The sequence below is a fragment of the Hydrogenispora ethanolica genome (genome assembly GCF_004340685.1).
GTDB classification, from domain to species: domain Bacteria; phylum Bacillota; class UBA4882; order UBA8346; family UBA8346; genus Hydrogenispora; species Hydrogenispora ethanolica.
In genome coordinates this window covers 36,017-59,981 of record NZ_SLUN01000035.1, presented here as the reverse complement: position 1 = coordinate 59,981, position 23,965 = coordinate 36,017, and the positions used below count along the sequence as shown (strand labels likewise).

General features: G+C 52.4%; 26 protein-coding genes. 22 read left to right on the top strand and 4 right to left on the bottom strand.

Features of this window, described 5'->3' with window-relative positions:
- Nucleotides 1-93: 93 nt before the first annotated feature.
- Complete coding sequence (locus tag EDC14_RS21400; RefSeq protein WP_132016355.1) at nt 94-816, top strand: ATP-binding protein; 723 nt, start codon at nt 94-96, stop codon at nt 814-816.
- A 198-nt stretch (nt 817-1,014) separates the two neighbouring features.
- Here EDC14_RS21400 and spoIIP read toward each other — a convergent pair whose 3' ends face one another.
- Nucleotides 1,015-2,109: a stage II sporulation protein P gene (gene spoIIP / locus EDC14_RS21395; RefSeq protein ID WP_165908204.1), complete on the bottom strand. Its 1,095-nt coding sequence runs from the start codon at nt 2,107-2,109 to the stop codon at nt 1,015-1,017.
- Between the two features lie 309 nt (nt 2,110-2,418).
- On the opposite strand from spoIIP, the gene EDC14_RS21390 reads away from it, so the two are divergent.
- The 21 genes from EDC14_RS21390 (at nt 2,419) to EDC14_RS21290 (ending at nt 20,152) form a co-directional block, all read left to right on the top strand.
- Nucleotides 2,419-3,840, top strand: coding sequence for an NADH-quinone oxidoreductase subunit 5 family protein (locus tag EDC14_RS21390; protein WP_132016353.1), 1,422 nt, complete (start codon nt 2,419-2,421; stop codon nt 3,838-3,840).
- A gap of 3 nt (nt 3,841-3,843) precedes the next feature.
- Entirely contained in the window at nt 3,844-5,682 is a 1,839-nt protein-coding gene (locus EDC14_RS21385) for an NADH-quinone oxidoreductase subunit 5 family protein (protein WP_132016352.1), read from the top strand.
- 92 nt (nt 5,683-5,774) lie between these two features.
- A complete protein-coding gene (locus EDC14_RS21380) occupies nt 5,775-7,223 on the top strand; it encodes a complex I subunit 5 family protein (protein ID WP_132016351.1) in 1,449 nt (482 codons plus the stop codon).
- Nucleotides 7,224-7,236: 13 nt separating this feature from the next.
- Nucleotides 7,237-7,737, top strand: coding sequence for an NADH-quinone oxidoreductase subunit J (locus EDC14_RS21375; RefSeq protein ID WP_132016350.1), 501 nt, complete (start codon nt 7,237-7,239; stop codon nt 7,735-7,737).
- Entirely contained in the window at nt 7,730-8,038 is a 309-nt protein-coding gene (locus EDC14_RS21370) for an NADH-quinone oxidoreductase subunit NuoK (protein ID WP_132016349.1), read from the top strand. The genes EDC14_RS21375 and EDC14_RS21370 overlap by 8 nt, the downstream gene beginning before the upstream one ends.
- Before the next feature lie 5 nt (nt 8,039-8,043).
- Nucleotides 8,044-8,373: a hypothetical protein gene (locus EDC14_RS21365; protein ID WP_132016348.1), complete on the top strand. Its 330-nt coding sequence runs from the start codon at nt 8,044-8,046 to the stop codon at nt 8,371-8,373.
- 7 nt (nt 8,374-8,380) lie between these two features.
- Nucleotides 8,381-8,899 (top strand): NADH-quinone oxidoreductase subunit B family protein, encoded by a 519-nt coding sequence (locus EDC14_RS21360; protein WP_132016347.1) that lies wholly within the window; start codon nt 8,381-8,383, stop codon nt 8,897-8,899.
- On the top strand, nt 8,886-9,353 hold the full coding sequence (locus EDC14_RS21355) for an NADH-quinone oxidoreductase subunit C (protein WP_132016346.1): 468 nt from the start codon (nt 8,886-8,888) through the stop codon (nt 9,351-9,353). The genes EDC14_RS21360 and EDC14_RS21355 overlap by 14 nt, the downstream gene beginning before the upstream one ends.
- On the top strand, nt 9,346-10,542 hold the full coding sequence (locus EDC14_RS21350) for a hydrogenase large subunit (RefSeq protein ID WP_132016345.1): 1,197 nt from the start codon (nt 9,346-9,348) through the stop codon (nt 10,540-10,542). The genes EDC14_RS21355 and EDC14_RS21350 overlap by 8 nt, the downstream gene beginning before the upstream one ends.
- A 17-nt stretch (nt 10,543-10,559) precedes the next feature.
- The gene (locus tag EDC14_RS21345; protein ID WP_132016344.1) at nt 10,560-11,507 is read left to right on the top strand and encodes a complex I subunit 1 family protein; all 948 of its coding nucleotides are present in this window, start codon (nt 10,560-10,562) and stop codon (nt 11,505-11,507) included.
- A gap of 28 nt (nt 11,508-11,535) precedes the next feature.
- Nucleotides 11,536-11,889 carry a 4Fe-4S binding protein gene (locus EDC14_RS21340; RefSeq protein ID WP_132016343.1) on the top strand — a complete coding sequence of 118 codons (354 nt, stop codon included), beginning with the start codon at nt 11,536-11,538 and terminating at the stop codon, nt 11,887-11,889.
- Nucleotides 11,886-12,389, top strand: a complete 504-nt coding sequence (locus tag EDC14_RS21335; RefSeq protein ID WP_132016342.1) for a hydrogenase 3 maturation endopeptidase HyCI — start codon at nt 11,886-11,888, stop codon at nt 12,387-12,389. The genes EDC14_RS21340 and EDC14_RS21335 overlap by 4 nt, the downstream gene beginning before the upstream one ends.
- 64 nt (nt 12,390-12,453) lie before the next feature.
- Nucleotides 12,454-12,657 carry a hypothetical protein gene (locus tag EDC14_RS21330; protein ID WP_132016341.1) on the top strand — a complete coding sequence of 68 codons (204 nt, stop codon included), beginning with the start codon at nt 12,454-12,456 and terminating at the stop codon, nt 12,655-12,657.
- Nucleotides 12,658-12,785: 128 nt separating this feature from the next.
- Entirely contained in the window at nt 12,786-13,235 is a 450-nt protein-coding gene (locus EDC14_RS21325; protein WP_132016340.1) for a hypothetical protein, read from the top strand.
- Nucleotides 13,236-13,726: 491 nt separating this feature from the next.
- Nucleotides 13,727-15,040 (top strand): nitrogenase component 1, encoded by a 1,314-nt coding sequence (locus tag EDC14_RS21320; protein ID WP_165908203.1) that lies wholly within the window; start codon nt 13,727-13,729, stop codon nt 15,038-15,040.
- Nucleotides 15,041-15,051: 11 nt separating this feature from the next.
- Nucleotides 15,052-15,771: a nitrogenase component 1 gene (locus tag EDC14_RS21315; RefSeq protein ID WP_132016338.1), complete on the top strand. Its 720-nt coding sequence runs from the start codon at nt 15,052-15,054 to the stop codon at nt 15,769-15,771.
- Nucleotides 15,772-15,827: 56 nt separating this feature from the next.
- Entirely contained in the window at nt 15,828-16,100 is a 273-nt protein-coding gene (locus EDC14_RS21310) for a hypothetical protein (protein WP_132016337.1), read from the top strand.
- Nucleotides 16,101-16,300: 200 nt separating this feature from the next.
- Nucleotides 16,301-17,434 carry an ABC transporter substrate-binding protein gene (locus EDC14_RS21305; RefSeq protein WP_165908202.1) on the top strand — a complete coding sequence of 378 codons (1,134 nt, stop codon included), beginning with the start codon at nt 16,301-16,303 and terminating at the stop codon, nt 17,432-17,434.
- A 27-nt stretch (nt 17,435-17,461) separates the two neighbouring features.
- Nucleotides 17,462-18,499, top strand: a complete 1,038-nt coding sequence (locus EDC14_RS21300) for a FecCD family ABC transporter permease (protein WP_132016367.1) — start codon at nt 17,462-17,464, stop codon at nt 18,497-18,499.
- Nucleotides 18,500-19,300 carry an ABC transporter ATP-binding protein gene (locus EDC14_RS21295; RefSeq protein WP_132016335.1) on the top strand — a complete coding sequence of 267 codons (801 nt, stop codon included), beginning with the start codon at nt 18,500-18,502 and terminating at the stop codon, nt 19,298-19,300. It begins immediately after the preceding gene.
- An 87-nt stretch (nt 19,301-19,387) separates the two neighbouring features.
- Nucleotides 19,388-20,152 (top strand): nucleotide-binding protein, encoded by a 765-nt coding sequence (locus EDC14_RS21290; protein WP_132016334.1) that lies wholly within the window; start codon nt 19,388-19,390, stop codon nt 20,150-20,152.
- Nucleotides 20,153-20,314: 162 nt separating this feature from the next.
- Here the strand turns inward: EDC14_RS21290 and EDC14_RS21285 are convergent, their stop codons facing one another.
- Genes EDC14_RS21285 through EDC14_RS21275 form a run of 3 tightly spaced genes read right to left on the bottom strand, consistent with a single transcriptional unit; the run spans nt 20,315 to nt 23,539 of the window.
- A complete protein-coding gene (locus tag EDC14_RS21285; protein ID WP_132016333.1) occupies nt 20,315-21,142 on the bottom strand; it encodes an energy-coupling factor transporter transmembrane component T family protein in 828 nt (275 codons plus the stop codon).
- Complete coding sequence (locus tag EDC14_RS21280; RefSeq protein ID WP_165908201.1) at nt 21,139-22,854, bottom strand: ABC transporter ATP-binding protein; 1,716 nt, start codon at nt 22,852-22,854, stop codon at nt 21,139-21,141. The genes EDC14_RS21285 and EDC14_RS21280 overlap by 4 nt, the downstream gene beginning before the upstream one ends.
- Nucleotides 22,855-22,879: 25 nt before the next feature.
- Entirely contained in the window at nt 22,880-23,539 is a 660-nt protein-coding gene (locus tag EDC14_RS21275) for an ECF-type riboflavin transporter substrate-binding protein (RefSeq protein ID WP_132016331.1), read from the bottom strand.
- Nucleotides 23,540-23,965: the final 426 nt, after the last annotated feature.

Below are 23,965 nucleotides of genomic sequence, written 5' to 3'. Positions count from 1 at the left end.
AGCTGTTTTTGATCTAGATCAAAGATTTTTCGCAGCGGGATTGTTATATTATGTTTAAAGCTTCCAATTTAAGCGATAGAGGAGTGGATTCATATGACAATGCGAAAAATTATTCAGATCGACGAAGAAAAGTGCAATGGTTGTGGTTTATGCGTTCCGTCGTGTGCCGAAGGCGCTCTGCAGATTATTGACGGGAAAGCCCGTTTGGTCAAAGATCAATATTGCGATGGTTTAGGAGCTTGTTTGGGAGAGTGCCCCCAGGGAGCGCTCCAAATTATTGAGCGGGATGCGGATGAATTTAATGAGGACGCAGTACATCAACATCTTTCCAAGCGGAGTGCGGGCCGCGAGCCGGTTAAACACGCAGGCTGCCCGGGCTCCCGGATGATGGTGCTGCGTGAGGAGCCGGTTTCACAGCCGGAGCAAGGTCTTTCGTCCGGACCGCGGCCCGAATTGCGGCAATGGCCGGTTCAACTCGAATTGGTTCCGGTGACGGCCCCTTATTTTAAGGACGCTGATCTATTGATCGCCGCCGACTGTGTGCCTTTTGCTTATCCCGATTTTCACCGCCGGTTTTTAAAGGGCCGTTCTTTGATCATCGGTTGCCCCAAATTGGATGATAGCCAAGGTTATCTGGAAAAATTGACGGAAATCTTCCGCAAAAACGACCTCAATAGCGTAACCGTGGCCCATATGGAGGTTCCCTGCTGCTTCGGTTTGGTTCGCCTGGTAAAGGAAGCTCTACAGCGATCCGGAGCCCAGGTACCTTTTTATGAGGCAACGATCACGATTAACGGCGAGATTCAACAAGCTTAACTGGGGATGGAAAGGCTCGGTCGTAAGACCGTGCCTTTCAAAACAGCGTGGCGCTTTCTAAAAGCGTTGTGATAAACCCTGTCCGAAGGTCGGGGTGAACACAAAAGCTCAGAAAAGCAAGTGATAAAGTCGTTTTGAAATCCTCTTGCCAGTCGAATCGTTTGGAAAGAGACTTTATCACATGGCTTCTAACGGTTATTACTGGCCTGGATTGGCTTGGGTGGCTTCTTGATCCATGACCGATACTAAAATCTCGGCGAACCGGTCGGCTGCCCGGTAAACCTTTTCGATGGTGGAATTCTGGTCGCCGAACTCGATAATTAAGGAATGATCGTGGAGATGCTGATTGTACCGGGCATCGGATAAAATTACCTTGCTGCATAATCCCGGATAATAATGGTTCATCGCGTCAGCCAACTCGGTCGCAAATTGATGGTTCTTGCGCCAGTTGGGGTGTTCCAATCCCATTTTGTCGCTCCCGACCACGATAGCGATTGTCGCGGTTTCCTGACCTTTGACGATCGCTGTGGCGTCGATCCCCGGCGTAGCGTCGCGATGAATGTCCAGCACTACTTTGAAAGAGGGATACTCTTTTAGATACTTCATAACGGTAATTTGCGATCTTTTGTACGAATCGCGGAATGGAAAAGTGTCGTGAATATCTTCGTTGTGTATGCATCGAATGCCGTATTTTTCCTCCAGTATCTTCTGCAGGTAACTGCCGACCTTTACGATGTCGCCTTTTTGGTTGGGGGTATGGTCTTTCCCGCTCTCCGGAAGGTATGACTCTGTAGTATGCGAATGGTAAATGAAAACGAGGGGAGCCTCGTTGAGTAGCGGCGGAAACTCCTTAACAGGGGGCGTCATATCGGGCTTGGGAACAGGATGCTGAATAATCCGGACCGGAGGCAATGGTTTTGGTTTAATCAACGCCAGTAACGGTAGTTGTGCCTTGAGAATCTCTTGCGGAGAGGCGCTTTTAATATTCACTGCCAACCGCCAGTAAATTTCAGACCAGTTAAACTCGAGCAAAGTAAAGGGGTCGTCCTCTCCGGCTGAACGATCCAAAGCCGGAAGAGTTTTACGCAGGATAAAACGGCTGGTTTGAGTGTCAAGCCGGATGGGCCCACTTTGCCACTGCGAAATCATTCCCGATGAATTGGCTGAGAATGAGGTTGATTTTACAGCTATCACCGCCAAGGCACTGAGGAGCATTAAAAAGATGCCCAAAGTACCATAGAGAAACCAATGTGGAACTCCGGTCGGTTTTATCTTATCTTTTTGTTCGGGCAAGTCCATCCACCTTTCCTGCATCATCATCCTATGCAGGAGTTTGTGCTTTTAGACCAAAAACGGCGTAAAGCTTTATCTCCGGAGATTGGGGGATAATAGAAAAAGCTAAAATTGGCCGGATGCAGTTTTTTAAGAGAGAATTAAATTGACTTATGCAGAAAGAAGTGTAAAATATACGTGGTTGAGCAAAGCCTTATATTTCATAACTTTGTAAGGTTTCGAGACAATCTTGGGATTGCCAATTTCCATTTTTTCAGCGGGTCTTCGTGACCGTTTCGATAGATAAATTTCGGCAAGTGAGGAAAGAGAATGGGAAACATGATGTTGCTTGCGATTTTACTGCCGATTATCGGCGCCTTTTCATTGCCTTTCATCGGTAGAATATCGCCAAAATTCAGAAATCTACTTGCTTTTTTGCTGGTGGCGGGGGCTTTTATAGCTTCGGCTTCGCTGACGGGTCTGATTCTTTCCAATCGGACAGTCAACCTATTCATCCCTTTGGTTTTAGGCCTGGATCTGAATTTAACGGCCGACGCGTTGGCCGTCTTTATGGCGCTTTCAGCATCGTTTGTAAGTCTTTTTATTGTGCTATACTCTTTTGGATATATTAAACATGAGGAAAACCAGAATGAGTACTACTTAATGGTTGTATTGTTTTTAGGAGCCATGATGGGATTGGTTTACTCGAAGAACCTGATCTTCATTTATCTTTTTTGGGAGATCTCATCGATCTGCAGTTGGCGTCTGATTGGGTTTTACCGGGAGCGGGAAGTGGGCCTGCGGGCTGACAAGGCTTTTTTAGTTACGGTCTTCGGTGCTTTGGCCATGCTCCTGGGATTTATAATCCTGCACGGCGACTTTGGAACATTCAACCTTCAGCAAATGGAAGGAAAGACCGCCTCCGATCTGGCAGTTTTGTTGATCCTGTTTGGTATTTTCTCCAAATCGGCAACCTTGCCGTTCCATACCTGGCTGCCCGATGCCGGTGTTGCTCCCTCGCCTGTGACTGCACTGCTCCATGCCGCAGTGCTAGTGAAAATCGGAGTTTTTGTTTTCGCCCGGATTTTTGTGGGTACTTTGGAAATCGGGGCGGTATGGCATCAGGTTTTGCCGCTGGTCATCGCCGCCAGCGCGATAATAACCGGAGGGGCGGCTTTAGTCGAAAATGATATTAAGAGGGTTATCGCCTACTCAACCGTCAGTCAATTAGCATTCATATTCCTGGGATTGTTCATGAACAACCCGTTGGCAATCACTGGCGGATTGTTTTTTATTTTAGCCCACGCCTTGGCAAAGGGTGGCTTATTTTTATGCGCCGGCATCGTCGAGCATACCGTTCATACGAAAGACATTCGAAAAATGGGCGGTCTTGCCAAATCGATGCCGGTTACTGCCGCCGCGTTCGCTTTATGCTCGTTGTCAGTAATGGGCATTCCGCCTTTTAGCGGGTTTTTCGCCAAATACATGATTATCAGTGGAACGGTACAGAGCGGTCATCCATGGCTGGCTGGGGTATTCATGGTGGGCTCGTTGCTGACGATTCTTTATTTGTTCCGCGTGTTCACAATCGTTTTTATGGGGGAAACGAAGCACGAAACGCCTCGGGAAGGAACCCCCATAATGCTCGTCGCAGTCAGCACTCTAGCTATAGTTGCGTTACTCAGCGGATTGCTAATCCATTATCCAAGTCAATTCATACAACTTGCCGTACGGCAAATGATAGGGAGTTAAGCCATGGACCAGATACTTTTATCGCTGATTTTGATTCCGGCGGTCATTGGCCTAATTTTATTGGCAGTTCCATCCCGGATGAAATACCTTCAAGCGGTATTGGCGATTTTGACCGCAGGAGGATTGTTCTTTCTCCCGCTGCTACTCTGGGGAAAGCAAATCGACCTCCGTCTCCCGTGGGTAGGATTTGGTATCGACTTTCAACTGCGCTGGTATGCATTTAGCCAATTTATGGCAATGGCCATCGCCGGTTTTTCGTTGTTAATCGCAATTTATTCGCAAAAATATATGACTGGCCGTTCTACCAACAATCAGTTCTATGGCTTCCTGTTTATTGCAGAGGCCATGGCGATGGGAGCGGTCTTAGCCAATAACTTGGTTCTCTTAATCTTCTTTTGGGAAGGGCTCTTGATCGTGCTTTATGCATTGATCGCTCTTGGCCATGAACGCTCCTATCGCACCGGAATGAAAACCTTCATCATTGTCGGTTTTACCGATCTTTGTTTAATGTTGGGCATAATGCTGATCGGGGTTCAAGCCGGAACGTTTGTCATGACCGATGTTCATTTGACAACTACCGGACTGAATGGAGTCGCTTTCCTATTACTGCTCATTGGTGCGTTGGGAAAAGCGGGCGCTATGCCGTTTCACAGCTGGATTCCGGATGCTGCAGTGGACGCTCCTTTGCCTTTTGTGGCCTTGATTCCTTCCGCGGTGGAGAAGCTTTTAGGAATTTATCTGGTCACTCGGATCGTTTTGGACTTTTTCACTCCGGACCCTATCATGCGGTTGGTGGTAATGCTGATAGGCGCGGTTACCATTATTTGCGCGGATATGATGGCTCTGGTGCAAAATGACTATAAGCGTCTTTTAGCTTACAGCGCCATTGGGCAAGTCGGCTATATGGTACTAGGCATCGGGACTGGCGTGCCAGCGGGCGTGGTCGGCGGTCTCTTTCATCTGATCAATCATGCGATGTATAAATCGGCTCTTTTTCTGACAGCGGGAGCAGTGGAGCAGCAGACCGGAACCAGTGATCTTCGGAAATTAGGCGGTTTAGGCCGAAAGATGCCTTGGACCTTCGTCTGCTTTATTGTGACAGCGGCTTCTCTAAGCGGGATTCCTCTTTTCAGCGGTTTCGTATCCAAAGAATTGATTTTTGAGGGTACGCTTGAAGCTGGCTATCCAATTTTCTTTCTCGCGGCGGTAGCCGGCGCCTTTATCACATTAGCCACAACATTGAAGTTAGGGCATGCGGTATTTCTAGGTAATTCAACAGCTCATACGGAAAAGGCCAAAGAAGCTTCGGGGACCTTACTGTTGCCGGCAACGATTTTAGCTATCGGCTGCGTTCTCTTTGGCATCTATCAGGCATGGCCTTTGAATACGCTGGTGAAGCCGTCCTTAATTGCAACGGGTCTCGGAGAGCATGCCTCCGAAGTTCACTTTGCCTTCAATTTGGGGTGGCTCTTCTGGGTGACGGTAGCAGTGACCGTACTAGGCATTCTCAATCATTGGCTTGGCGTAAAATTAACCGGTCGGGCGGTTGAGGCTGCCAATCATATCCGGCGGCTTCCCGGATTAGCGACAATCTATCGTTTAGCCGAGGAAAGGTATTTTGATCCCTATGATCAAAGCAAAAAAGCATTCCAACCTCTTGCATTGACGCTCTTTCGAATCGATCGCGGGGTTGATTGGGTATTCCAAAGCTTTGCTCCCGCGGTGGCGGCAAGGGTCAGTTCATTGCGTAGGATTCATAATGGATTATATAGCAATTATCTTGCATGGTCGGTGGGTGGTTTAATCTTGATCGTCTTTTATATTACTTGGTTTATCCGATGATCCGCGGGGAACGATTCTAGATCAAGGAAATATGTCGCAATTCATCAGGCGTTATCGAAGTTTATTGCTACATATATTAGGAGGAAATTACTGTGCTTTTAGCCTTTATCTTCGTCCCCTTGCTTGGAGCGGCACTGATGCCGATTCTCCGCAAGATTTGGAAGCAAGGAGCAACCATCGTTATTGGTCTCATTACCTCTTTCTTATTGGTGAACTCCATCGCACTGATTCATGAGCAAGTAACTGCTCATTGGAGTGGCAGACTCATTCAGGTCTGGCGGGAGGGTCACTTGGCTCTCCGGATTGACGGTTTATCATTAGTGGCATTGGTTTCCATCAGCTTAGTAGCTCTGGTCGCAGCCTTTTTTTCATTCCGCTATCCTTGGAATCCAGACCGTCGGCCCGGGTGTTACGCTCTGATGCTACTGACGATTACTGGTATGAATGGTTTAGTCATGGCAACGGACCTGTTTTCACTTTATGTTTTTCTGGAAATTCTTTCAGTTAGCGCTTTTATTCTTATTGCCAGCCGCCTGGATGAGTTAGGAGTTGAAGGTTCTTTTAAATACATGATGCTGTCGGCGGTGGCCACTACAATTTTGTTAGTAGGGATTGCTTTGCTTTTCGCAATGACCGGGAATGTAACCTTCACGGCTTTAAAGAAGGCAGGAGCATTGTCGAATAGCCTCGGCTTTCAATTGGCGCTGGCGGCGATCACCTTCGCTTTTGTCCTCAAAGCCGGAGTCATGCCGTTTCATGGCTGGCTCCCGGATGCATATACCGCCGCTCCGGCGCCGGTCTCCATCTTGCTGGCCGGAATCGTAACCAAGATTGCCGGTGTGTACACTTTGATGCGCGTCATTATCGAAGTCTTCGGTTTCACCAAGTCTTTTACATCCCTGGTACTATTCCTCGGATCCGTCTCTATGATTTTGGGAGCCTTTTTTGCTCTCGGGCAGAAAGATTTCAAACGGATGCTGGCGTTTTCGAGCATTAGTCAGATCGGCTATATCATGGCCGGTTTTGCGGTTGGGACGCCTTTGGGATTGCTCGGCGCAATGTTCCATTTTTTTAATCACGCGGTATTCAAATCTTTGCTTTTCGTGAATGCAGGAGCAGTCGAGCAGGCTACGGGAACCCGGAACTTTGATAAATTGGGCGGGTTAGCCAAACGAATGCCGGTTACCGGCGTAACCTCGGTGATCGGTTTACTCTCCGCCGCCGGAATTCCGCCATTGGGCGGTTTCTGGAGCAAGCTGGTCATTATCATCGCACTGTGGCAGGCCGGTTTTCCAGTCTACGCCATGTTGGCCGTATTCGCCAGTGTGATCACATTGGCCTATTTGCTGACTCTGCAGCGGGAGGTCTTTTTCGGTAAAGTAAAGGAAGGGTTGGAAGGGATAAAAGAAGTTACCCCCTCATTTTACTGGCCTGCTATCCTGCTGGCGGCTATCGCGATCGTAACCGGCCTCTTTTATCCGGTATTTTTCAATCACTTAATTCTTCCTGCCCAAAAGGTCTTGGAACTGATCGTCAAGTAATGGAGGTGTAAAAATGGGGACCCATCTATTAATCCTAATCGGATTATTTTTAATCCCGGCACTTTTGGCGGTGTTTACGTTTGATCTCTTACGGGCCGCTATTGCCTTGCTCGTATGCAGTGTCGGCTTGACATTATTGTTATTCGACTTAAACGCTCCATGGGCGGCGGTATTTGAATTATCGGTTTGTGCCGGGTTAATTACCGTATTATTCATTAACACTATCAGTCTTAGCCGGGTACTGACTCCCGAAGAGCGTTCGGAAAGAAAAGAAGAGCATTACCAGCGTTTTGCCTGGATGTTGGTTGTGGTGCTGGTTGCCGGGACGATGCTCTGGTTCAATCTGGGCCGCTGGAATGTGGCTTTCCCCTTGGCTCACGTGAAGGAGACTCGAACCGTAGGGGAGATTCTTTGGAATGTGCGCGGGTTGGATCTCATCGGGCAGGTTGCCATCATGTTGGTGGGAGTTTATGGCGTGGTAGTCTTGTTTAGGAGAGGGAAGAATAATGGTTAATTATTTCGCGGTCGATTGGACATTTGTCGTGTTATTGTTAGTGATCGGAATTTATGCATTAATCGCGGCCAAAAGCATGATCCGGATGCTGATCGGTTTTGAGATAATGGGAAAGGCCGTCACGTTGGCGATTGTTACAGCCGGGTCCGCCAATGGCAATATCGCTCTCGGCCAGAGTTTGGCAATCACCGTGATCGTGGTGGAAGTGGTTTTCATCGCGATTGCCCTGGCGATTGTGATGTTAGCGTACAGACGGACCAAATCGTTGGACATTCGTAAACTGACCAAACTGAAAGGATGAGCCAGATGAACTTCGGACAAATCATGCTTTTTCCGCCAGTCGCTTTTGTCATCTTTTTGCTGGTTGGAATGCTCCTCATGTTCCTCGGGTCAAAGATGGCCGCCCAAGGCAGGGCATACACCGGAAAAGGGACTCCTTATGCTTGCGGTGAGGATGTCCCGGCAAATAAGGTTCAACCGGACTATGCCAATTTCTTTCCTTTTGCGCTGTTTTTCACCATTATTCACGTCACGGCTTTGATTATGGCCACGATTCCAGCGGGAAACATTGCCTTCATGGGCATATTATATTTGACCGGCGTGGCCTTGTCTTTATACACTCTGATGGTGAGGTGAGTCATCGATGCTAGAGAAAGTAGTTCGCTGGGCCCGGGTCAAATCCCCTTGGGTGTTGCATTTTAATACGGGCGCCTGCAATGCATGTGATATTGAGGTAATTGCCGCTCTGACGCCGCGCTTTGATCTCGAACGCTTCGGCGTTCAGTTGAAAGGTACCCCGCGCCATGCGGATATCATCCTTTGTTCCGGACCGGTGACCCGGCAGATCAAGGATCGGCTGATGCGGGTCTACGAACAGATGCCGGAACCCAAATTCATCGTCGCCGTTGGAACTTGCGCTTGCTCCGGAGGGGTATTCAGTGGCTGCTACAACGTGATGGGCGGCATCGACAGCACCATTCCGGTGGCAGCTTATATCCCCGGTTGCCCGGCACGACCCGAGGCGATCATTGACGGAGTCGTTAAATTGCTGGAAAAGATCGATCATCCGGACAGCCCCGATGAGATGAATCCGGTGGAGATTGGTCCGACTACATCCGAACAATCTCCAACTGAAGGAGTGTCAGACAATGAACAGCACTGATTTGACAGAATTTTTAGCCCAACATTTTTCGGAAGCGGTCACGGATGTGTCGGCCCCGCGCGAACGGCGGGTCTTCGGTACGGTGACTGCCGAGAAATTGGTGGATGTCGTAGCGGCCTTGCGGGAATGGGGTATGGCTGAGATCGGTACGATAACCGGCTTGGATAGCGGGTCCCATTTCGAATTGATTTACCATATGTATAATAATGAGGGCTTATTATTGAATCTGAAAGTTTTCATCCCTCGGGAAGAACCTCGGATTCCCACCGTTTCTCATATCTATCCTGGCGTTTTCCTTTATGAGCGGGAGCTAATGGACATGTTTGGAATCGTAGTGGATGGTACTCCGCCGGGAAGACGTTACCCGTTGCCGGATGATTGGCCGGAAGGCAATTATCCGCTGCGAAAAGATTGGAAAGGTTTTCCCGAGGAAGGAGTGAAGCAGGATGGCTGAGATCAAAGTTCCGATGGGGCCGCAACATCCCGCGTTAAAAGAGCCGGAGAGTTTCAACCTGATTTTAGAAGGAGAGCGGATCGTCGACGCTGAAGTAAAATTGGGTTATAATCACCGCGGTATCGAGAAAGCTTGCGAAAGCAGGAGCTACATTCAGAGTCTCTACCTAACCGAACGAGTCTGCGGAATCTGCTCGCATACTCACTCAACCGCGTTCATTCAGGCGGTTGAAGAGATTGCCAAGGTTGAAGTGCCGCCGCGCGGTCAGTTCATCCGCGGCATCATCGGCGAGCTGGAAAGAGTCCACAGTCACTTGCTCTGGTTGGGGGTTGCCGGCCATGAAGTCGGTTTCGACACCCTCTTTATGTACGCCTGGCGGGATCGGGAGTTAGTGATGGATTTATTGGCGCTACTCTCCGGCAACCGGGTGAATTACGGGATTAATACCGTTGGCGGGGTCCGGCGGGACATCGATTCGGAGCAGACACAACAGGCTCTAAAGACCCTCGAGCAACTGACCGCCCGGACCGAATATTACATCAAAGTCGTTACTGAAGAACCTACCTTTATCGGCCGGTTATTGGGAGTCGGCAAACTTTCGAAGGAGGATGCCGAACTTTATGGGGCGGTGGGTCCAACGGCCAGGGGATCGGGAGTCAGCCGCGATACCCGCAAAGATGATCCATACGGGGTTTATCAACATATCCAGTTTAACGTGATCACCGACCAGCACGCGGATGTGTTGGGCCGGTCCATTGTCAGGGTCTTTGAGTTGCTAGAGAGCTATAAAATGCTGAAAGAAATGTTTGAAAAATTGCCGGAAGGACCCATCGCCGTCAAAGTGCCGCGCAAAATTCCGGCCGGCGAGGCTGTGTCCCGTAATGAAGCGCCGCGCGGCGAGAATATTCACTATGTCCGTTCCAATGGCAGCGAAATTCCGGAACGGGTAAAAATTCGTGCCGCAACCTTGGCAAATCTGCCTTCGATCCGGCATATGTTGCGCGGTGGCTACCTGGCGGACTTCCCGATCGTCATCGCGGCGATTGACCCTTGTTTCTCCTGCACGGACCGGGCGATCAAGGTCGTACAGGGCAAGAAATCCGAGATTATGGACTGGGGCCAGTTGCGCGAGTATGGGATCAACTGGTATAAAAAGCACCGCGGGATCGATCTTTCCCGACATCAATAGGGTTTGGTGGTGTAAAGATGGAAATTGGAGCTAATTTCTTTTATATGCTGGTATTTCCCGGTCTGCTCTTTTTGAGCGCTTACGGGATGATTTGCGAATGGGTGGATCGGAAATTATATGCCCGTTTTCAAAACCGGATCGGTCCGCCATGGTATCAGCCCGAGGCTGATTTCATCAAACTAATGGCCAAAGAGGAGATCATCCCCGCAGCGGCGGATCCGGTGATGTTTAGAATGCTGCCCATCTTCGCGCTGGCCGCGGTGTTGACTGCTTTTCTGTATATTCCGGTATTGGGAACTCAGGCCATTTTCTCGTTTGAAGGCGATCTGGTGGTGGTCTTCTATTTATTGACCATTCCGACCATGACCTTTTTCCTGGCCGGGTGGAACTCGATTTCGCTCTTTTCTACATTGGGTTCGGTCCGGAATTTGACCCAGCTGTTTGCTTATGAAGTCCCATTGCTGTTGGTCTTGCTTGGACCGGCATTATTGGCGGGAACTTGGTCGATCAGCGGTATGAACCAATTCTTCACGGAACACCCCGCTTATCTGTTCGTTAATATCATTGGTTTTGTGGTAGCCTTGGTAGCAGCCCAGGGAAAACTGGAGCGGGTGCCATTTGACATTCCGGAGGCGGAGACGGAGATCGTCGGCGGCAGTTTTACTGAGTATGGCGGCAAACTTTTGGCCATCTTTCGCTTGGCCATCGATCTGGAAATGGTAGTGGTCGCCACGTTATTGTCGGCCGTCTTTTGGGGCGGTTCGCTCGGCCTCACGCCGGTGTGGGCTTTCTTATTTTTTGTCGTCAAGACTTTGGCAATCGTGGTCATCCTGACCGTTTTCCGGACGGTGACCGCCCGGGTCCGGATCGAGCAGATGATGCGCTTCTGCTGGAAGTATCTGGCGCCGGCAGCCTTGTTGCAACTCTTAATTGATGTGCTGTTTAAAATGACGGTTTTGAAATAACCGATCTCCGTGTACGAGGTGGATTACGATGAAACATCCCGGGAAGATGGTTCCTGAGGTTATCAAATCGCTTTTCAAGAAGCCGGCCACGACCAGCTATCCCAAGGAAAAGGCGATGATTCCCAAGAACTTTCGCGGTAAAATCAAATTTGATTCCCAGGCTTGTATCGGTTGCAAGATCTGCATGCGGGATTGCCCGGCCAAGGCGGTTCAGATCTCTCCGACCGACAAAGAGAAGGTATTTAAGGCCAAATTTTATTTGGACCGTTGCATTTATTGCGCGCAATGCGTAGATTCCTGTCCCCGGAAAGCGCTAAAATCAAGTTCCGAGTTTGAGTTGGCCCATTATGACCGCGAGAAACTTGAGGAAGATCAGGAATGAAACAGGTCATCGAGCGGCTCGCCCAAGCTTGGCAAGGGGCTGACAAAATTGCGTTTTTAGGTGTGGGAAACCCGCTGCGGGCCGATGATTCGGTTGGATTGTTTTTGGTGGATGAGATCCAAAAGCGGCTTGAAGCGGCATCGACCAAGCAACTCCGTTTCTATCTGGGCGAATCGGCTCCGGAGAACTTCTCCGGAGCGATCCGCGAGTTTGCCCCGGACGTGCTGTTTATCTTCGACGCGGCCGAGTTTGACGCGGAACCCGGTCAATTCCGGCTGATCGAATGCGAGGACATCGGTGGGGCCAGTTTCTGTACTCATATGTTGCCGTTGCATATTCTCGCCAACTATTTGATAACCACTGCCGGCTGTACAGTGGTTGTGGTCGGAGTGCAACCCCAATATCTAGAGTTTGCGTATCCTTTGTCCCAGGTGGTTGAAAAGGCAGCGGCGCTGTTTGTGCGGGAGTTTGTAAGGACGGTAACAGCCCACGGCAATTAAGCAAAATAGACTGCAATTGATGTTATCGATCGAATGAGCCGCCCGTAGGGGCGGTTTTTTTATCATGATGCGCCATGGAGTTAAAAATATCGCCTTGGATCGAGGGGCCGCGCGCACTTTATTCCGCAGTGGGGATGTGATTTGCCGTAACAGCATGGTAAATTACGCTGCTGTCGCACCAGATTCGGCAGTCGGTTTTTTCGTTGCGTCAAAAGTAATGGCGCCATTTTTATATTTGATTGAGCTGCTCATTTTTCAGAAGTTTTAAAATTTACTGAGTATCAACTTAGCTCTGCTCACCCTCTAACTTTACCCGGTTTTAGCCGCACTTCCCCGACTTATCCACAGCCAAAACCATTAACCACGTTAAACGGAACCGTTTATCCACAAAAATAGATGACTTATTCACAAAAAGAGCTTGCTGAACGACTGAGCAAGCTCTCTCATTCACAAAACAAGCTCGCTCATCCACAAAAAGAGCTTGCCGAGCGACTGAGCGAGCTCACTGATTCACAAAACAAGCTCGCTCATCCACAAAAAGAGCTCGCTGAACGACTGAGCAAGCTCTCTCATTCACAAAACAAGCTCGCTCATCCACAAAAAGAGCTTGCCGAGCGACTGAGCGAGCTCACTGATTCACAAAACAAGCTCGCTCATCCACAAAAAGAGCTCGCTGAACGACTGAGTAAGCTCACTTATTCACAAAACGAGCTTGTTGAGCGACTGAATGAGCTCTCTCAGTCACCCAAAGCGATCCATGATTCACAAAACGTTCTCTTTCAGCTCCTCGATCCGGTCACGTATCCGCCAAACGACGCCATGACTTATCCTTCAATCCCTTCGTGAGTGAGCGGAGCGAACTTGATAATCGTCTAAAATTTTAAATAAACCTCTTGACAACGAAAGGAAAAAACGATAATTTAGTTTATGTTAGTCGTGGCTAACAATATTTCAATGAAATGATTTTCCTTAAGGGATATATTCAAATGAAATAGTAGGAGGTAAAATCATTGGCAAAATGTTAGTCATTCCTAACATTTTATTGCAAGAACCGATAGTTAAGTGTTTGACGAACGCAATCTTTCTTGGATGGTCCAGAAGCGTTGTGATAAACCCTGTCCGAAGGCCAGGGTGAACACAAAAGCTCAGAAAAGCAAGTGATAAAGTCGTTTTTTAGTCCATTGAAAGGATGATTTCCGAATTAGAGGACTTTATCACATGGCTTCTAGAGGAGCAGTAAGTAGAATTTAAGCTTGGTATTTATGAAAAGTGGGTCTCGTCTGAATGGTTTTTGGTGCCAAGCTTGGTTCAATTATCGGAATCGTGGTGGGATGATGATGAGTGAAGAGTTTTTGAGGATGAGCCTGGCCGAAGCCGGGCGGAGCGATTCGTTGTTGCGCGGCAAGCGGCTTTTCGAGCACTGCCTGCAATATACGTCGCCCAGCCATGGAGGATGGGGAATCGTCCGGGTCGGTATGTTGGTGCCGCAATCGGTGATGTTGTTCATCGCGCCGCCCGCTTGTGGCCGGCACGGCGCGATCGCCGGGTTTCAGCAGGGTTTTAAGCAGCGCCTTTTTTACCTGTATGTCGATGAGGTCGATTTGGTGACCGGGGGGCACTTGGACCTGGTCGCGCGGGCGGTGGCGGAAATATTCGCTACCGCCAAACCCCGGCCGCAAGCATTGATCATCTGTATCAGTTGCGTGGATTACCTGCTCGGCTCGGACTTTGATTCGATCGTCAGGGAACTGGAAGCGGATTTTGAGATTCCGGTGCGGCTCAGCTACATGAATCCCATCGCGATGGATAGCCGGACGCCGCCCCAGCCTAACATGCAAAAGACGGTTTATAGCTTCATGCCGCAGCCGCCGGAGAAGGACAATGGCATTAACATTATCGGTAACTTTGTTCCAGTGGAAAAGCACAGTGAACTCTATGAACTGTTGGGGCGGGCCGGTTTTGGGCCGGTGCGCCAGATCGGCCAGTGCGCGACCCTGGCTGAGCTGGAGAAGATGTCCCGTTCGGCACATAACCTGTTAATCCGCGCCGAGGGCCGGCTGGCCGCAGCTTTCCTCCGGGATAAGCTGGGCATTCCTTTTTGTTTCACGCCGGTCGTATACGGTCTGGAGGCCATTGCCAAAGGATACCAGGACATGGCCGAATTTTTGGGCTGTAGGCTGGAAACCGAGTGCTACAGGCGGGAGGCTGTCGACGCTATTGCGGCGGCCCGGGCCAGACTGGGGCCGTTAAAGCTCGCCGTTTGCTCGACCGCCAACGCCATGCCGTTTGAATTGAGTCGTGCCTTGACGGAATTTGGGTTCGAGGTGGCCTATATCTTTTGCGACGAGATGATGGACGCTGATGCCGAGCACCTGGAATGGCTGGTGCAAAATTCACCCGCTACGCAAGTGCTGACGAATGTCCATCCCGGCATGCCCGTTTTTGCGGCTGGGCGGAATGAGGTGGATCTGGCGATCGGCCTTTCGGCCGGTTATTATTGCAATTGTCCCCGGACCGTTCCGCTGACCATGGACTGTCAGCCCTATGGCTACCGGGGAATCGTTTATTTATTGAATGCGATGATTGCCGCGTGGGAAGAACCGCCGCGGGACCTTCAAGATGTGATCTTGAATGCGACGATTGTGATATAGGGGAGATTAGGATGAAACGCTTGTTCAAGTTCCTGCCGCCGTTCGCCCCGGATTATTCGGGGGTCTGCTCAGCCCTGTTCGAGCTGGGAGGGGTTTCGGTGATTCTCGATGCCTCCGGATGCACGGGCAATTATACCGGCTATGATGAACCACGTTGGTATGGCGGTCCCGGCAACGTGTACTGTTCCGGGTTGCGCGAGATGGACGCAGTCCTGGGTGACGAGGCGAAACTCTTTCGTAAAGTCCAAGAATATCTCGGGCGCCGCCGCGCCGCGTTCATCGCTTTACTGGGAAGTCCGGCACCGATGGTGATTGGCATGGACTATGCGGCGGTCGCCGCGGAGATGTCGCAGCGCTTTGATCTGCCGGTGCTGGCCTTTGACACCAGTGGAATGCATTATTACGATCAGGGGGCTTCCCAGGCGTTCTTGGCGGTGGCGCGTCAATTTGTAAAGCCGCCGTCGCGGAAATTGGCGGACGGATTGAATATCATCGGCGCCACGCCGCTCGATCTGAGCCCCGACAATCTGCAAGCGTTACGCCAGGGGCTGGAAAAGGCGGGTTATACGATCGTATCCTGTTGGTCGATGGGGGCCGATCTGGGGGATGTCGGCCGCGCGGCGGAGGCCGGCTTGAATTTGGTGGTTTCCGGGACGGGGTTGGCCGCCGCCCGCTATCTGGAAAGTCAATACGGCATCCCTTTTATGACCGGCATTCCGGTGAGCAGATAACCGCCAATTCGATACGCTGTTGCCTGCAGGATGATTTTGGGTTTCAGCGGGTGGACGTGGCTTCCTATTTCAATATGGATGCCGCATTGCTGGCGGCGGGCGATCGTCATTTGCAATCGGAGGACGATCTGGCGGAACTGGCGATGAACGGCGAATACAAGGTGGTGATCGGCGATCCCTTGTACCAGCCTCTGGTGCAACCGGCGCGGACGAAGTACATTGGAATCCCCCATTATGCCGTATCCAGCAAGATCTATCACACGGACCGCCGCCGTTATCTGAGAGAGGAGGGGAACGCGATGATTGCCGAAGGTTTAGAAGCCATGTGATAAAGTCCTCAAATTCGGAAATCACTCTTTCAAAGGATTAAAAATCGACTTTATCACTTGCTTCTCTGAGCTTTTGTGTTCACCCTGGCCTTCGGACAGGGTTTATCACAACGCTTTTAGAGCGCATCTGGGTGGAAAGCGCCGATTAGTTGGATTTCAAGTCATCCATGGAAAAAGCAGATGAAAGGAAGAATTCATTGATGCGAAAATTGCAACGAAGCATGGCGATGTTTTTGCTGTTGGCAGCGGTTCTGGCGGTTGCCGCCGGCTCCGGACCGGGCAATGCGGTGTGGGGGAAAGCGACTGCAAAGACCCGGACAGTCGTCGACCAAAATGGCCGGACGGTGAAGCTCCCGGTACAAGTAAAGCGGGTGGTGGTCACCACGATCTGGCCGCTGCCGTCGGTTTTTTACATGGTGGACGGTTCGACCAAACGCTTGGTCGGGATACCCCCGGCCTCCCGAAGCGCAGCGGGCCCTTCCATGCTCTCGGCGATGGCTCCGGAGATCATGAAGGCCGAGACGGTCTTTGCTACGGGAAACGATGTCAATCTGGAAGAGCTGATGAAGCTCCGGCCGGACGTGGTGTTATTCCGGGGCGAGAATGCGCCCGAGCAGGAAAAGCTGGAGAAGACGGGAATTCCGGCGGTCGGGTTCCGGACTACCTCGTTGGCGGACGGCAACAGCATCGAAAACGTATACACCTGGATGAAACTGCTGGAACAGGTGCTCGGAAAGAGCGAGAAGCAGTCCAAGGCCGAAGAGTTCAAGCGCCAATCGCTTCAGGCGTTAAACATGATTCAGGAGCGGGTCAAGACTATCCCCGTGGAAAAGCGGACCAGGGCCCTGTTCCTTTACAAAGACGATGAGAAGGCGATCACGGTCGCCGGAAGCGCCCATTTCAGTCATTTCTGGCTGACTGCGACCGGAGCGGTTAATGTCGCCGCTGACATCAAGGGAACCGCCGTGGTCAACATGGAGCAGATTTATAAATGGGATCCCGATATCATTTACATCACGAATTTCACGGAAACGCTGCCCGAGGATCTGCTCGGCAACAAGGTGAACGGCCAGGATTGGAGCAGAGTCAAGGCGGTCAAGAATCATAAAGTCTATAAAGAGCCGCTGGGAATCTACCGTTGGTATCCGCCCAGCACCGATGTTCCCTTGATGCTCAAATGGCTGGCGCAGAAGAATTATCCCGGTCTGTTCAATGATTATTCCATTGAGACCGAGATTAAAAAATATTTTCGGCAATTTTACCATTACCAGTTGCGGGACAGCCAAGTCCGGCAAATACTGAATCCGCCGCGTGACGCCGCCAAGGATTCGTGAGGATGAATCCATATGGACAAGAGCACCATGGATCATAACCAAGTCTTAAAGGTCTTAAAGCGAAACCGAATCCGCTGGCTCCTCCTGGCGTTACTGCCGGTCGTCTGCTTTCTAATGTCGCTGGCGATCGGACGGTACTACGTCGCGCCGGCGACGGTGGTCAGGATTCTCGGTTCGCACCTGCTGCCGTTGGATATTACGTGGCGGGAGTTTGATTATTCGGTGGTCTGCCAGGTCCGGTTGCCCCGCGTGTTATTGGCCATGCTGGTGGGGGCGGCCCTGTCGATTGCCGGAGCGTCTTTCCAGGGGATCTTTGGAAACCCGTTGGCAAGCCCGGACGCGCTGGGCGTTTCATCCGGCACCGGATTTGGAGCCGCGTTGGCGCTGCTGCTCTTCGATCGCAACATGATCGCCGTTCAACTATGGGCGCTGTTCTTCGGCATGGTCGCCATCGGACTCACTTTTCTGATCAGCCGCTTGCGCAAGGGACAACAGGTACTGATGCTGATCCTCTCGGGCGTGGTTGTCTCCTCTTTTTTCCAGGCGATGATCTCATTGATCAAATATATCGCCGACCCCGAGTCCAAGTTGCCCACAATCACCTACTGGCTGATGGGGAGCATGGCGACGGCCTCCTATCGCGACTTGGCCGTCGTCGCGGGCATCATCGCCGTGGGTGCCGCGATTCTGCTGCTGTTGCGCTGGCGGATCAACCTGCTCTCCCTGAGCGAGGAAGAGGCGAAGAGCATGGGAGTCAATATTACCCTACTGCGCTGGACGGTGATCGGCGCTGCCACGCTGGTCACCGCGGCGACCGTGTCCACCTGCGGCTTCATCGGCTGGGTGGGCCTGATCATCCCGCATGCCGCACGAATGCTGGTGGGCAGCGACTACCGGGCCATCCTGCCGGCGTCGTTGCTGCTTGGAGCAACGTACATGCTGATAATTGACTTGATTGCGCGGACCGCCACCGCTTCGGAGATCCCCTTATCGATCCTGACGGCCGTCGCGGGTGCACCGTTTTTTGCCTATCTATTGAGAAAAACCGGAGGAGGTTGGGGGTAAATGTTTCGGGTCCAAAACGGGGTCTTCGGCTATGAGCGGGAGGACCGTATTTTGAATGGGATCGATTTTTCGCTGGCGGAAGGAAAGATCCTGACGATCTTGGGGCCTAACGGCGCCGGCAAAACCACATTGTTGAAATGCATGGTCGGCTTGCTGAAATGGCAGGACGGCCGGAGCCTGCTGGAGGATCGGCCGGTTCCGCAGATCCCTGCTGCCGAGTTTTGGAAGAAAGTAAGCTATGTCCCCCAGGCCAAGAACTTTGCCGTGCCTTACAGCGTCCGGGAGATGGTGGTCATGGGGCGGGCCCCTTACATTGGCGTGTTTTCGGTACCGGGGAAAATGGATTATGAGATCGCCACGGAGACCATGGCAAGCTTGGGGATTCTCCATTTGCAGAATAAGCAATGCTCCAGGATTAGCGGCGGCGAGCTGCAATTGGCGTTAATCGCCAGAGCGCTGGTCGCCGGTCCCAAGCTGGTCATCCTCGACGAACCCGAATCCCATCTCGATTTCCGCAATCAGCTTTTAGTACTGGAGAAACTGCAATGGGTCGCCACTGAAAAAGGAATCAGCTGCGTCATCAACACCCATTATCCCGAGAATGCCTTTCGCATCTCGGACCGGACATTGATGCTGGGACGCGGCAAGCGATACGTCTTTGGAGAAACCCGGGAAGTTATTACCGAGGAAAATCTGCGGGAGTTTTTCGGGGTCCGGGTCCGGATCCTGCCTTTCCGGGAGGGAGAGCGCGATTTCAATACGATATTCCCGGTGGAGCTGGCAAATACCGCGTTTCTTTAGTCCGCGCTGTCAAGGCTTCGCTCCAGCGCAATCATCGGGCTCACGGTTTTCGATGAAGGATATCAGTACATCATAAAGGAGGAAGCGATGAAAAAAATTGCGATATACGGCAAAGGCGGGATCGGCAAGTCGACGACGGTCTCCAATCTTTCGGCCGCCTTATCTTTGCTCGGAATGAAGGTCATCCAGATTGGCTGCGACCCCAAAGCCGATTCCACTAAGAATCTGATGCAGGGCTGCAAGATACCCACGGTACTGGACAGCATTAAACAGAAGAAAGACGGGTTGGCGTTAGCAGACATCGTCTTCGAGGGTTTCAACGGCGTGCTTTGTGTGGAAGCGGGCGGCCCTACCCCCGGGATCGGTTGCGCCGGGCGGGGGATTATCACCGCTTTCGAAAAATTGGCCGAGCTGCAGGCTTTTGAATACCACCGTCCGGACATCGTGCTTTATGATGTCTTGGGCGATGTGGTTTGCGGCGGCTTTGCCATGCCGATCCGGGACGGTTATGCCGAGGATGTCTATATTGTGACCTCGGGGGAGATGATGTCGCTTTACGCCGCCGTCAATATCTCCAGCGCCATTCATCAGTTCCGCAGCCGCGGCTATGCGCGGTTGAAAGGATTACTCCTCAACGCCCGCGGCATCACGGATGAATACGAGCTGGTCGCCAAAGCGGCCCGGGAGATCGGAACCGGGATCGTCCATTTCATTCCGCGGGACGGCCATGTCCAGCAGGCTGAGAATCTGGGGTGTACCGTTATCGAAGCTTTCCCGGACTGCGAAATGAGCGGGGTTTACCGGGCGTTGGCGGAATTGATCATCCATGATACAAATCAAGCGGCGGGGTAGGGATAAGCGTTTTTTCAAGCCCCAATAGGCATAAGGATGGAGAAGATTGTTGACGATCTATTTCACTTAACAACCAAGCCGATCGCGAGAATGATCTCCGGTCGGCGGTTTTCCCGCCGCTGAAGATACTACATTCCGCTATGCGAAAGAATCCCGGTATCGTTATCCGATAACCCAAAACTTCCCCAAGCCCCGCTTCCGTAAATAAAGCCCCACTCCCACCAGCAGAAGCGATCCAAGAGCCGCCATCAAATCCTGTCGCGTCAGCGGCTTCCGGCTATACCAGGTCCGGGCCGGATGTTTCCCGAAGCCGCGCAAGTCCATGGCGTTGGAGACCACCTCCACCCGGTGCAGCGAGGTAACGAGCAGCGGCAGCAGGACGGTGCCATAGTTCCTCAGCCGCCGGAGGATCCCGGCTTCTCCTTTTTGGAACTCGACGCCCCGGGCTTCCTGGGCGTGGATGATCGTTTGCACCTCTTCGTGAACATCCGGAATGTAACGCAGGGCGATATTCACGGCATAGGCGACTTGATACGGAACGCCCAGCCGGTTCAGGCTGCCGGCGAAGCTGCTGGGATGGGTGGTCAGCAGAAACAGCAGGGTGATGGGGAGAATGGCCAGATACTTGAGGGACAGCGTCAAGGCGAAGCAGAGCGTCTCCCAAGTGAGTCCGACGCCCCACAGTTGCAGCGCCACCGTGCGCCTGCCGGCCAGCTGGGAACCGTACTCCGGAGTGACCAGGATCAAAAAGAGGGAATTAAAGAAGGTAAAGACCATCACCAAGATGATCAGCGGCTTCATCGCCCGGAAGGGTAGCTTGGATAGGTAGAGCAGCCACGCTCCGGCTACAATCAAGCCCCCGAAGATCCGTAGGTCCATGAACATGAAGACAAAGGCCGACCAGGCGACCAGCATCAGCAATTTGACGCTGCCGTCCAGCCGGTGAAAGAAGGAATCCCGTTCGATGTAGAGCGCTCCGGAGCGGTTCATCGGTTGCCCTCCATGGAAAATGAATTTGGGTGCTTCGCCTGTCTGATGAAACTGGCCATCAAGCCGCCGGCATCATCTATCTCGCACCAATGCGCCAGTTGGGAGAGGGAGGTTTCCTTCAGATTGGCCCGGCGGGTGATGAACGGATCGGATAGAATCCGAAAAACCGAGTCCGCGGCGATAATGGTTCCGCCGGACAGCACCAGCGCCCGGTCGGCATACTCCAGAGCCAACTGCATGTCGTGGGTGATGAGGACCACGCTGATTCCGGTCTGTTTAATCCGTTCCAGGAAACCCATGAACTCCTGGTAGGTCCGGTGATCTTGACCGGCGGTGGGTTCATCCAGGACGATCAGTCGCGGCTGCAGTACCAGGATGGCGGCGATCGTCACCCGTTTTTTCTGGCCGTAGCTGAGGGAGTCCACCGGCCATTTACGGTAGGGGTAGAGCCCGCAGATGCGCAGGGCCTCTTCGACCCGGCGACCGACCAGTTCCGCGGCGCAGCCGCGATTGCGCAGGCCGAAAGCGACTTCGTCAAAGATCAGCGGCTTGGTGATCATCTGATTCGGATTTTGCATGACGTAGCCGATGATGGTGGCGCGCTTGCGGATCGACCAGCGGGCGATCGATTCGCCCTGATATTCGATGCCTCCTTTTTGGTGGCGGGCGATGCCGGTGAGGACTTTCAGCAAGGTGGACTTGCCCGCGCCGTTATTGCCCAGGATCGCCAGCATCTCGCCCTGCTGGATCGTAAAGGAGATATCGTGCAGGATGTCCGGTCCATCCTCGAAATAACGGTAGCTGACACCGGATACGCGCAGGAGCGGCGCTGCGGCGGCCGGTGGCGGCGGGGGCTCCTGCCGGGGATAGGCGGCGCCGACCTGTGCTTTGAATTTGGCGACATGGGCGATGGCGGAGATCCGGTCGGAAGGAGTCAACCGGACTCCCGCCCGTTTCAGGGCTTCGATATACAGCGGCTCACGCAGCCCGTGCCGGGATAAGACGTCGGTTGCCAGGACCTGGTCGGGCGGGCCGTCGGCCACGATCCGGCCGGCGTCGATGACCACGATCCGGTCGAAGCCGTGCTCCAGTACGTCTTCGATACGGTGTTCGATGACGATGACCGTCTTGCCGGTCTGTTCATGGATGTTCCGGATGGTGGCCATCGCCCGCTTGCCGCTGGCCGGATCCAGGTTGGCCAAGGGCTCGTCAAAGAGGAGGATCGGAGCATTCGTGGTCAGGATGCCGGCGATCGCCACCTTCTGTTTCTGGCCGCCGCTGAGATTATGCGGCGTTTCATCGATATACTCCACCATTCCGACTTCATTCAGCGCCTCGGTCACTTGAACCCGCATCGTATCTTGGTCGACGCCGCGATTCTCGGCGGCGAAAGCGACATCTTCTCCGACGGTCAGGCCGACAAACTGTCCGTCCTGATCCTGCAGGATAGTGCCGACCCACTGGCTGATCTCATCGATGCTCCGCTCATAGGGGCGTATTCCGCCGATCTCCAGAACGCCGCCGATCGCGCCGGGGTAGGTAAAAGGAATTAGCCCATTGATACAATGGGCTAAGGTCGATTTGCCGCTGCCGCTGGCTCCGGCGATTAATACTTTTTCGCCGGCCGCGATGGTCAGGTTGATCGCTTGTAAAGTGGGTTCCTTGAGATTGTCGTACCGGAAAGAAAAATTTTGAAATGAGATGTCCGGCAATTTCGGTAGGCTCCTCTTAAGTTTGTCATTCGCTGATCTGCAGATTCGTGTTTTTGCCGCGCATCTTGGCCAGGGCGATGACGACCGGGATGCCGATCACCGCCAGCACGATGAAATTGGATACGCTGGCGAGAATAATTTGCAGCCAGACTTTTTGCGGCGGTTCGCCGTACAGCAAGACGTCGCCCGCGAAAGCGGCCACGCTGCCGATGACGATGCCGAGCAACGAATAGAGATAAAGCTGCCAGTAATGGGATTTTGAAATCCTCCCGGAAAGCGCGTCGAAGCTGCGGTCGAACTTGACCAGACCGCCGCTGAGTCCGAGAATGGCCGAGAGGAAGACCCAACTCCACCATACGGAGCCGTACATCAGCGCGTCGTTTAAGGCGTGGCCGATGAATCCGACCAGAAACCCGACGACCGGTCCGAATAAGGCTCCGAAGATCACCAGCAAGGCGACGGCGATCCGGAAGGAGGTGTTGGGCCCGATCGGGATCGCGATCATCGACAGCGCGCCGTAGAGCGCAGCGCCGATCCCGATGGCCACCACGTCGCGGGTGGAGAGGCCGTGGCCTTTCTTCTTACCGATCGCGAAGAACAGGATGGCAACCGCGATCACAATGAGGACGGAGATGATGCCTTGTTTGGTGCCGAGCGAACTGACGAATCCGTTGATAAATTTCATGGTGAACCCCCTTTTTATGTTATTTTCAGGTAAGATTCGCGGCCGGGATCGATTTTCCTTGCCCGGTTCATGAAGATATTTCCAAGTTCATTATAAGGTAATTTCTTGGAAATGCAACTGAAATGTTACAGAGAGATTCCATGGGGCGTAAATTACTGACAGCGCCAGCACCGGGAGCAGCGGAGAATTCACCGCTCCGGCGTACAGAATCGATCTCCGCGATGCCGGTGAACGGCTGCGCGGCGAAATGCCTGGAAAACTTCTCCAAGCTGGAAGTTAACTTTTGGGAACCTTGATAAAATGCGCATCGGACAGCAGGATTTGGGGGAGCGAAAGTCGAACCCCCATCTGAATAGACATGCAGTCTGATCTCCCCTACCTACAGGGAGGATTGAGATAGCGGGGGCGGACCGCCGGTGTGATTGT

Bases quoted from the DNA above. Each gene is read 5' to 3' on its own strand.
- EDC14_RS21375 (WP_132016350.1), top strand. From the start codon at position 7,237: ATGGGGACCCATCTATTAATCCTAATCGGATTATTTTTAATCCCGGCA.
- EDC14_RS21320 (WP_165908203.1), top strand. From the start codon at position 13,727: ATGAGTGAAGAGTTTTTGAGGATGAGCCTGGCCGAAGCCGGGCGGAGC.
- EDC14_RS21385 (WP_132016352.1), top strand. From the start codon at position 3,844: ATGGACCAGATACTTTTATCGCTGATTTTGATTCCGGCGGTCATTGGC.
- EDC14_RS21360 (WP_132016347.1), top strand. From the start codon at position 8,381: ATGCTAGAGAAAGTAGTTCGCTGGGCCCGGGTCAAATCCCCTTGGGTG.
- EDC14_RS21400 (WP_132016355.1), top strand. From the start codon at position 94: ATGACAATGCGAAAAATTATTCAGATCGACGAAGAAAAGTGCAATGGT.
- EDC14_RS21285 (WP_132016333.1), bottom strand. From the start codon at position 21,142: ATGAACCGCTCCGGAGCGCTCTACATCGAACGGGATTCCTTCTTTCAC.
- EDC14_RS21365 (WP_132016348.1), top strand. From the start codon at position 8,044: ATGAACTTCGGACAAATCATGCTTTTTCCGCCAGTCGCTTTTGTCATC.
- EDC14_RS21295 (WP_132016335.1), top strand. From the start codon at position 18,500: ATGTTTCGGGTCCAAAACGGGGTCTTCGGCTATGAGCGGGAGGACCGT.
- EDC14_RS21335 (WP_132016342.1), top strand. From the start codon at position 11,886: ATGAAACAGGTCATCGAGCGGCTCGCCCAAGCTTGGCAAGGGGCTGAC.
- EDC14_RS21370 (WP_132016349.1), top strand. From the start codon at position 7,730: ATGGTTAATTATTTCGCGGTCGATTGGACATTTGTCGTGTTATTGTTA.
- EDC14_RS21355 (WP_132016346.1), top strand. From the start codon at position 8,886: ATGAACAGCACTGATTTGACAGAATTTTTAGCCCAACATTTTTCGGAA.
- EDC14_RS21345 (WP_132016344.1), top strand. From the start codon at position 10,560: ATGGAAATTGGAGCTAATTTCTTTTATATGCTGGTATTTCCCGGTCTG.
- EDC14_RS21330 (WP_132016341.1), top strand. From the start codon at position 12,454: ATGATGCGCCATGGAGTTAAAAATATCGCCTTGGATCGAGGGGCCGCG.
- EDC14_RS21315 (WP_132016338.1), top strand. From the start codon at position 15,052: ATGAAACGCTTGTTCAAGTTCCTGCCGCCGTTCGCCCCGGATTATTCG.
- EDC14_RS21290 (WP_132016334.1), top strand. From the start codon at position 19,388: ATGAAAAAAATTGCGATATACGGCAAAGGCGGGATCGGCAAGTCGACG.
- EDC14_RS21390 (WP_132016353.1), top strand. From the start codon at position 2,419: ATGGGAAACATGATGTTGCTTGCGATTTTACTGCCGATTATCGGCGCC.
- EDC14_RS21350 (WP_132016345.1), top strand. From the start codon at position 9,346: ATGGCTGAGATCAAAGTTCCGATGGGGCCGCAACATCCCGCGTTAAAA.
- EDC14_RS21275 (WP_132016331.1), bottom strand. From the start codon at position 23,539: ATGAAATTTATCAACGGATTCGTCAGTTCGCTCGGCACCAAACAAGGC.
- EDC14_RS21300 (WP_132016367.1), top strand. From the start codon at position 17,462: ATGGATCATAACCAAGTCTTAAAGGTCTTAAAGCGAAACCGAATCCGC.
- EDC14_RS21325 (WP_132016340.1), top strand. From the start codon at position 12,786: ATGACTTATTCACAAAAAGAGCTTGCTGAACGACTGAGCAAGCTCTCT.
- EDC14_RS21305 (WP_165908202.1), top strand. From the start codon at position 16,301: ATGCGAAAATTGCAACGAAGCATGGCGATGTTTTTGCTGTTGGCAGCG.
- EDC14_RS21340 (WP_132016343.1), top strand. From the start codon at position 11,536: ATGAAACATCCCGGGAAGATGGTTCCTGAGGTTATCAAATCGCTTTTC.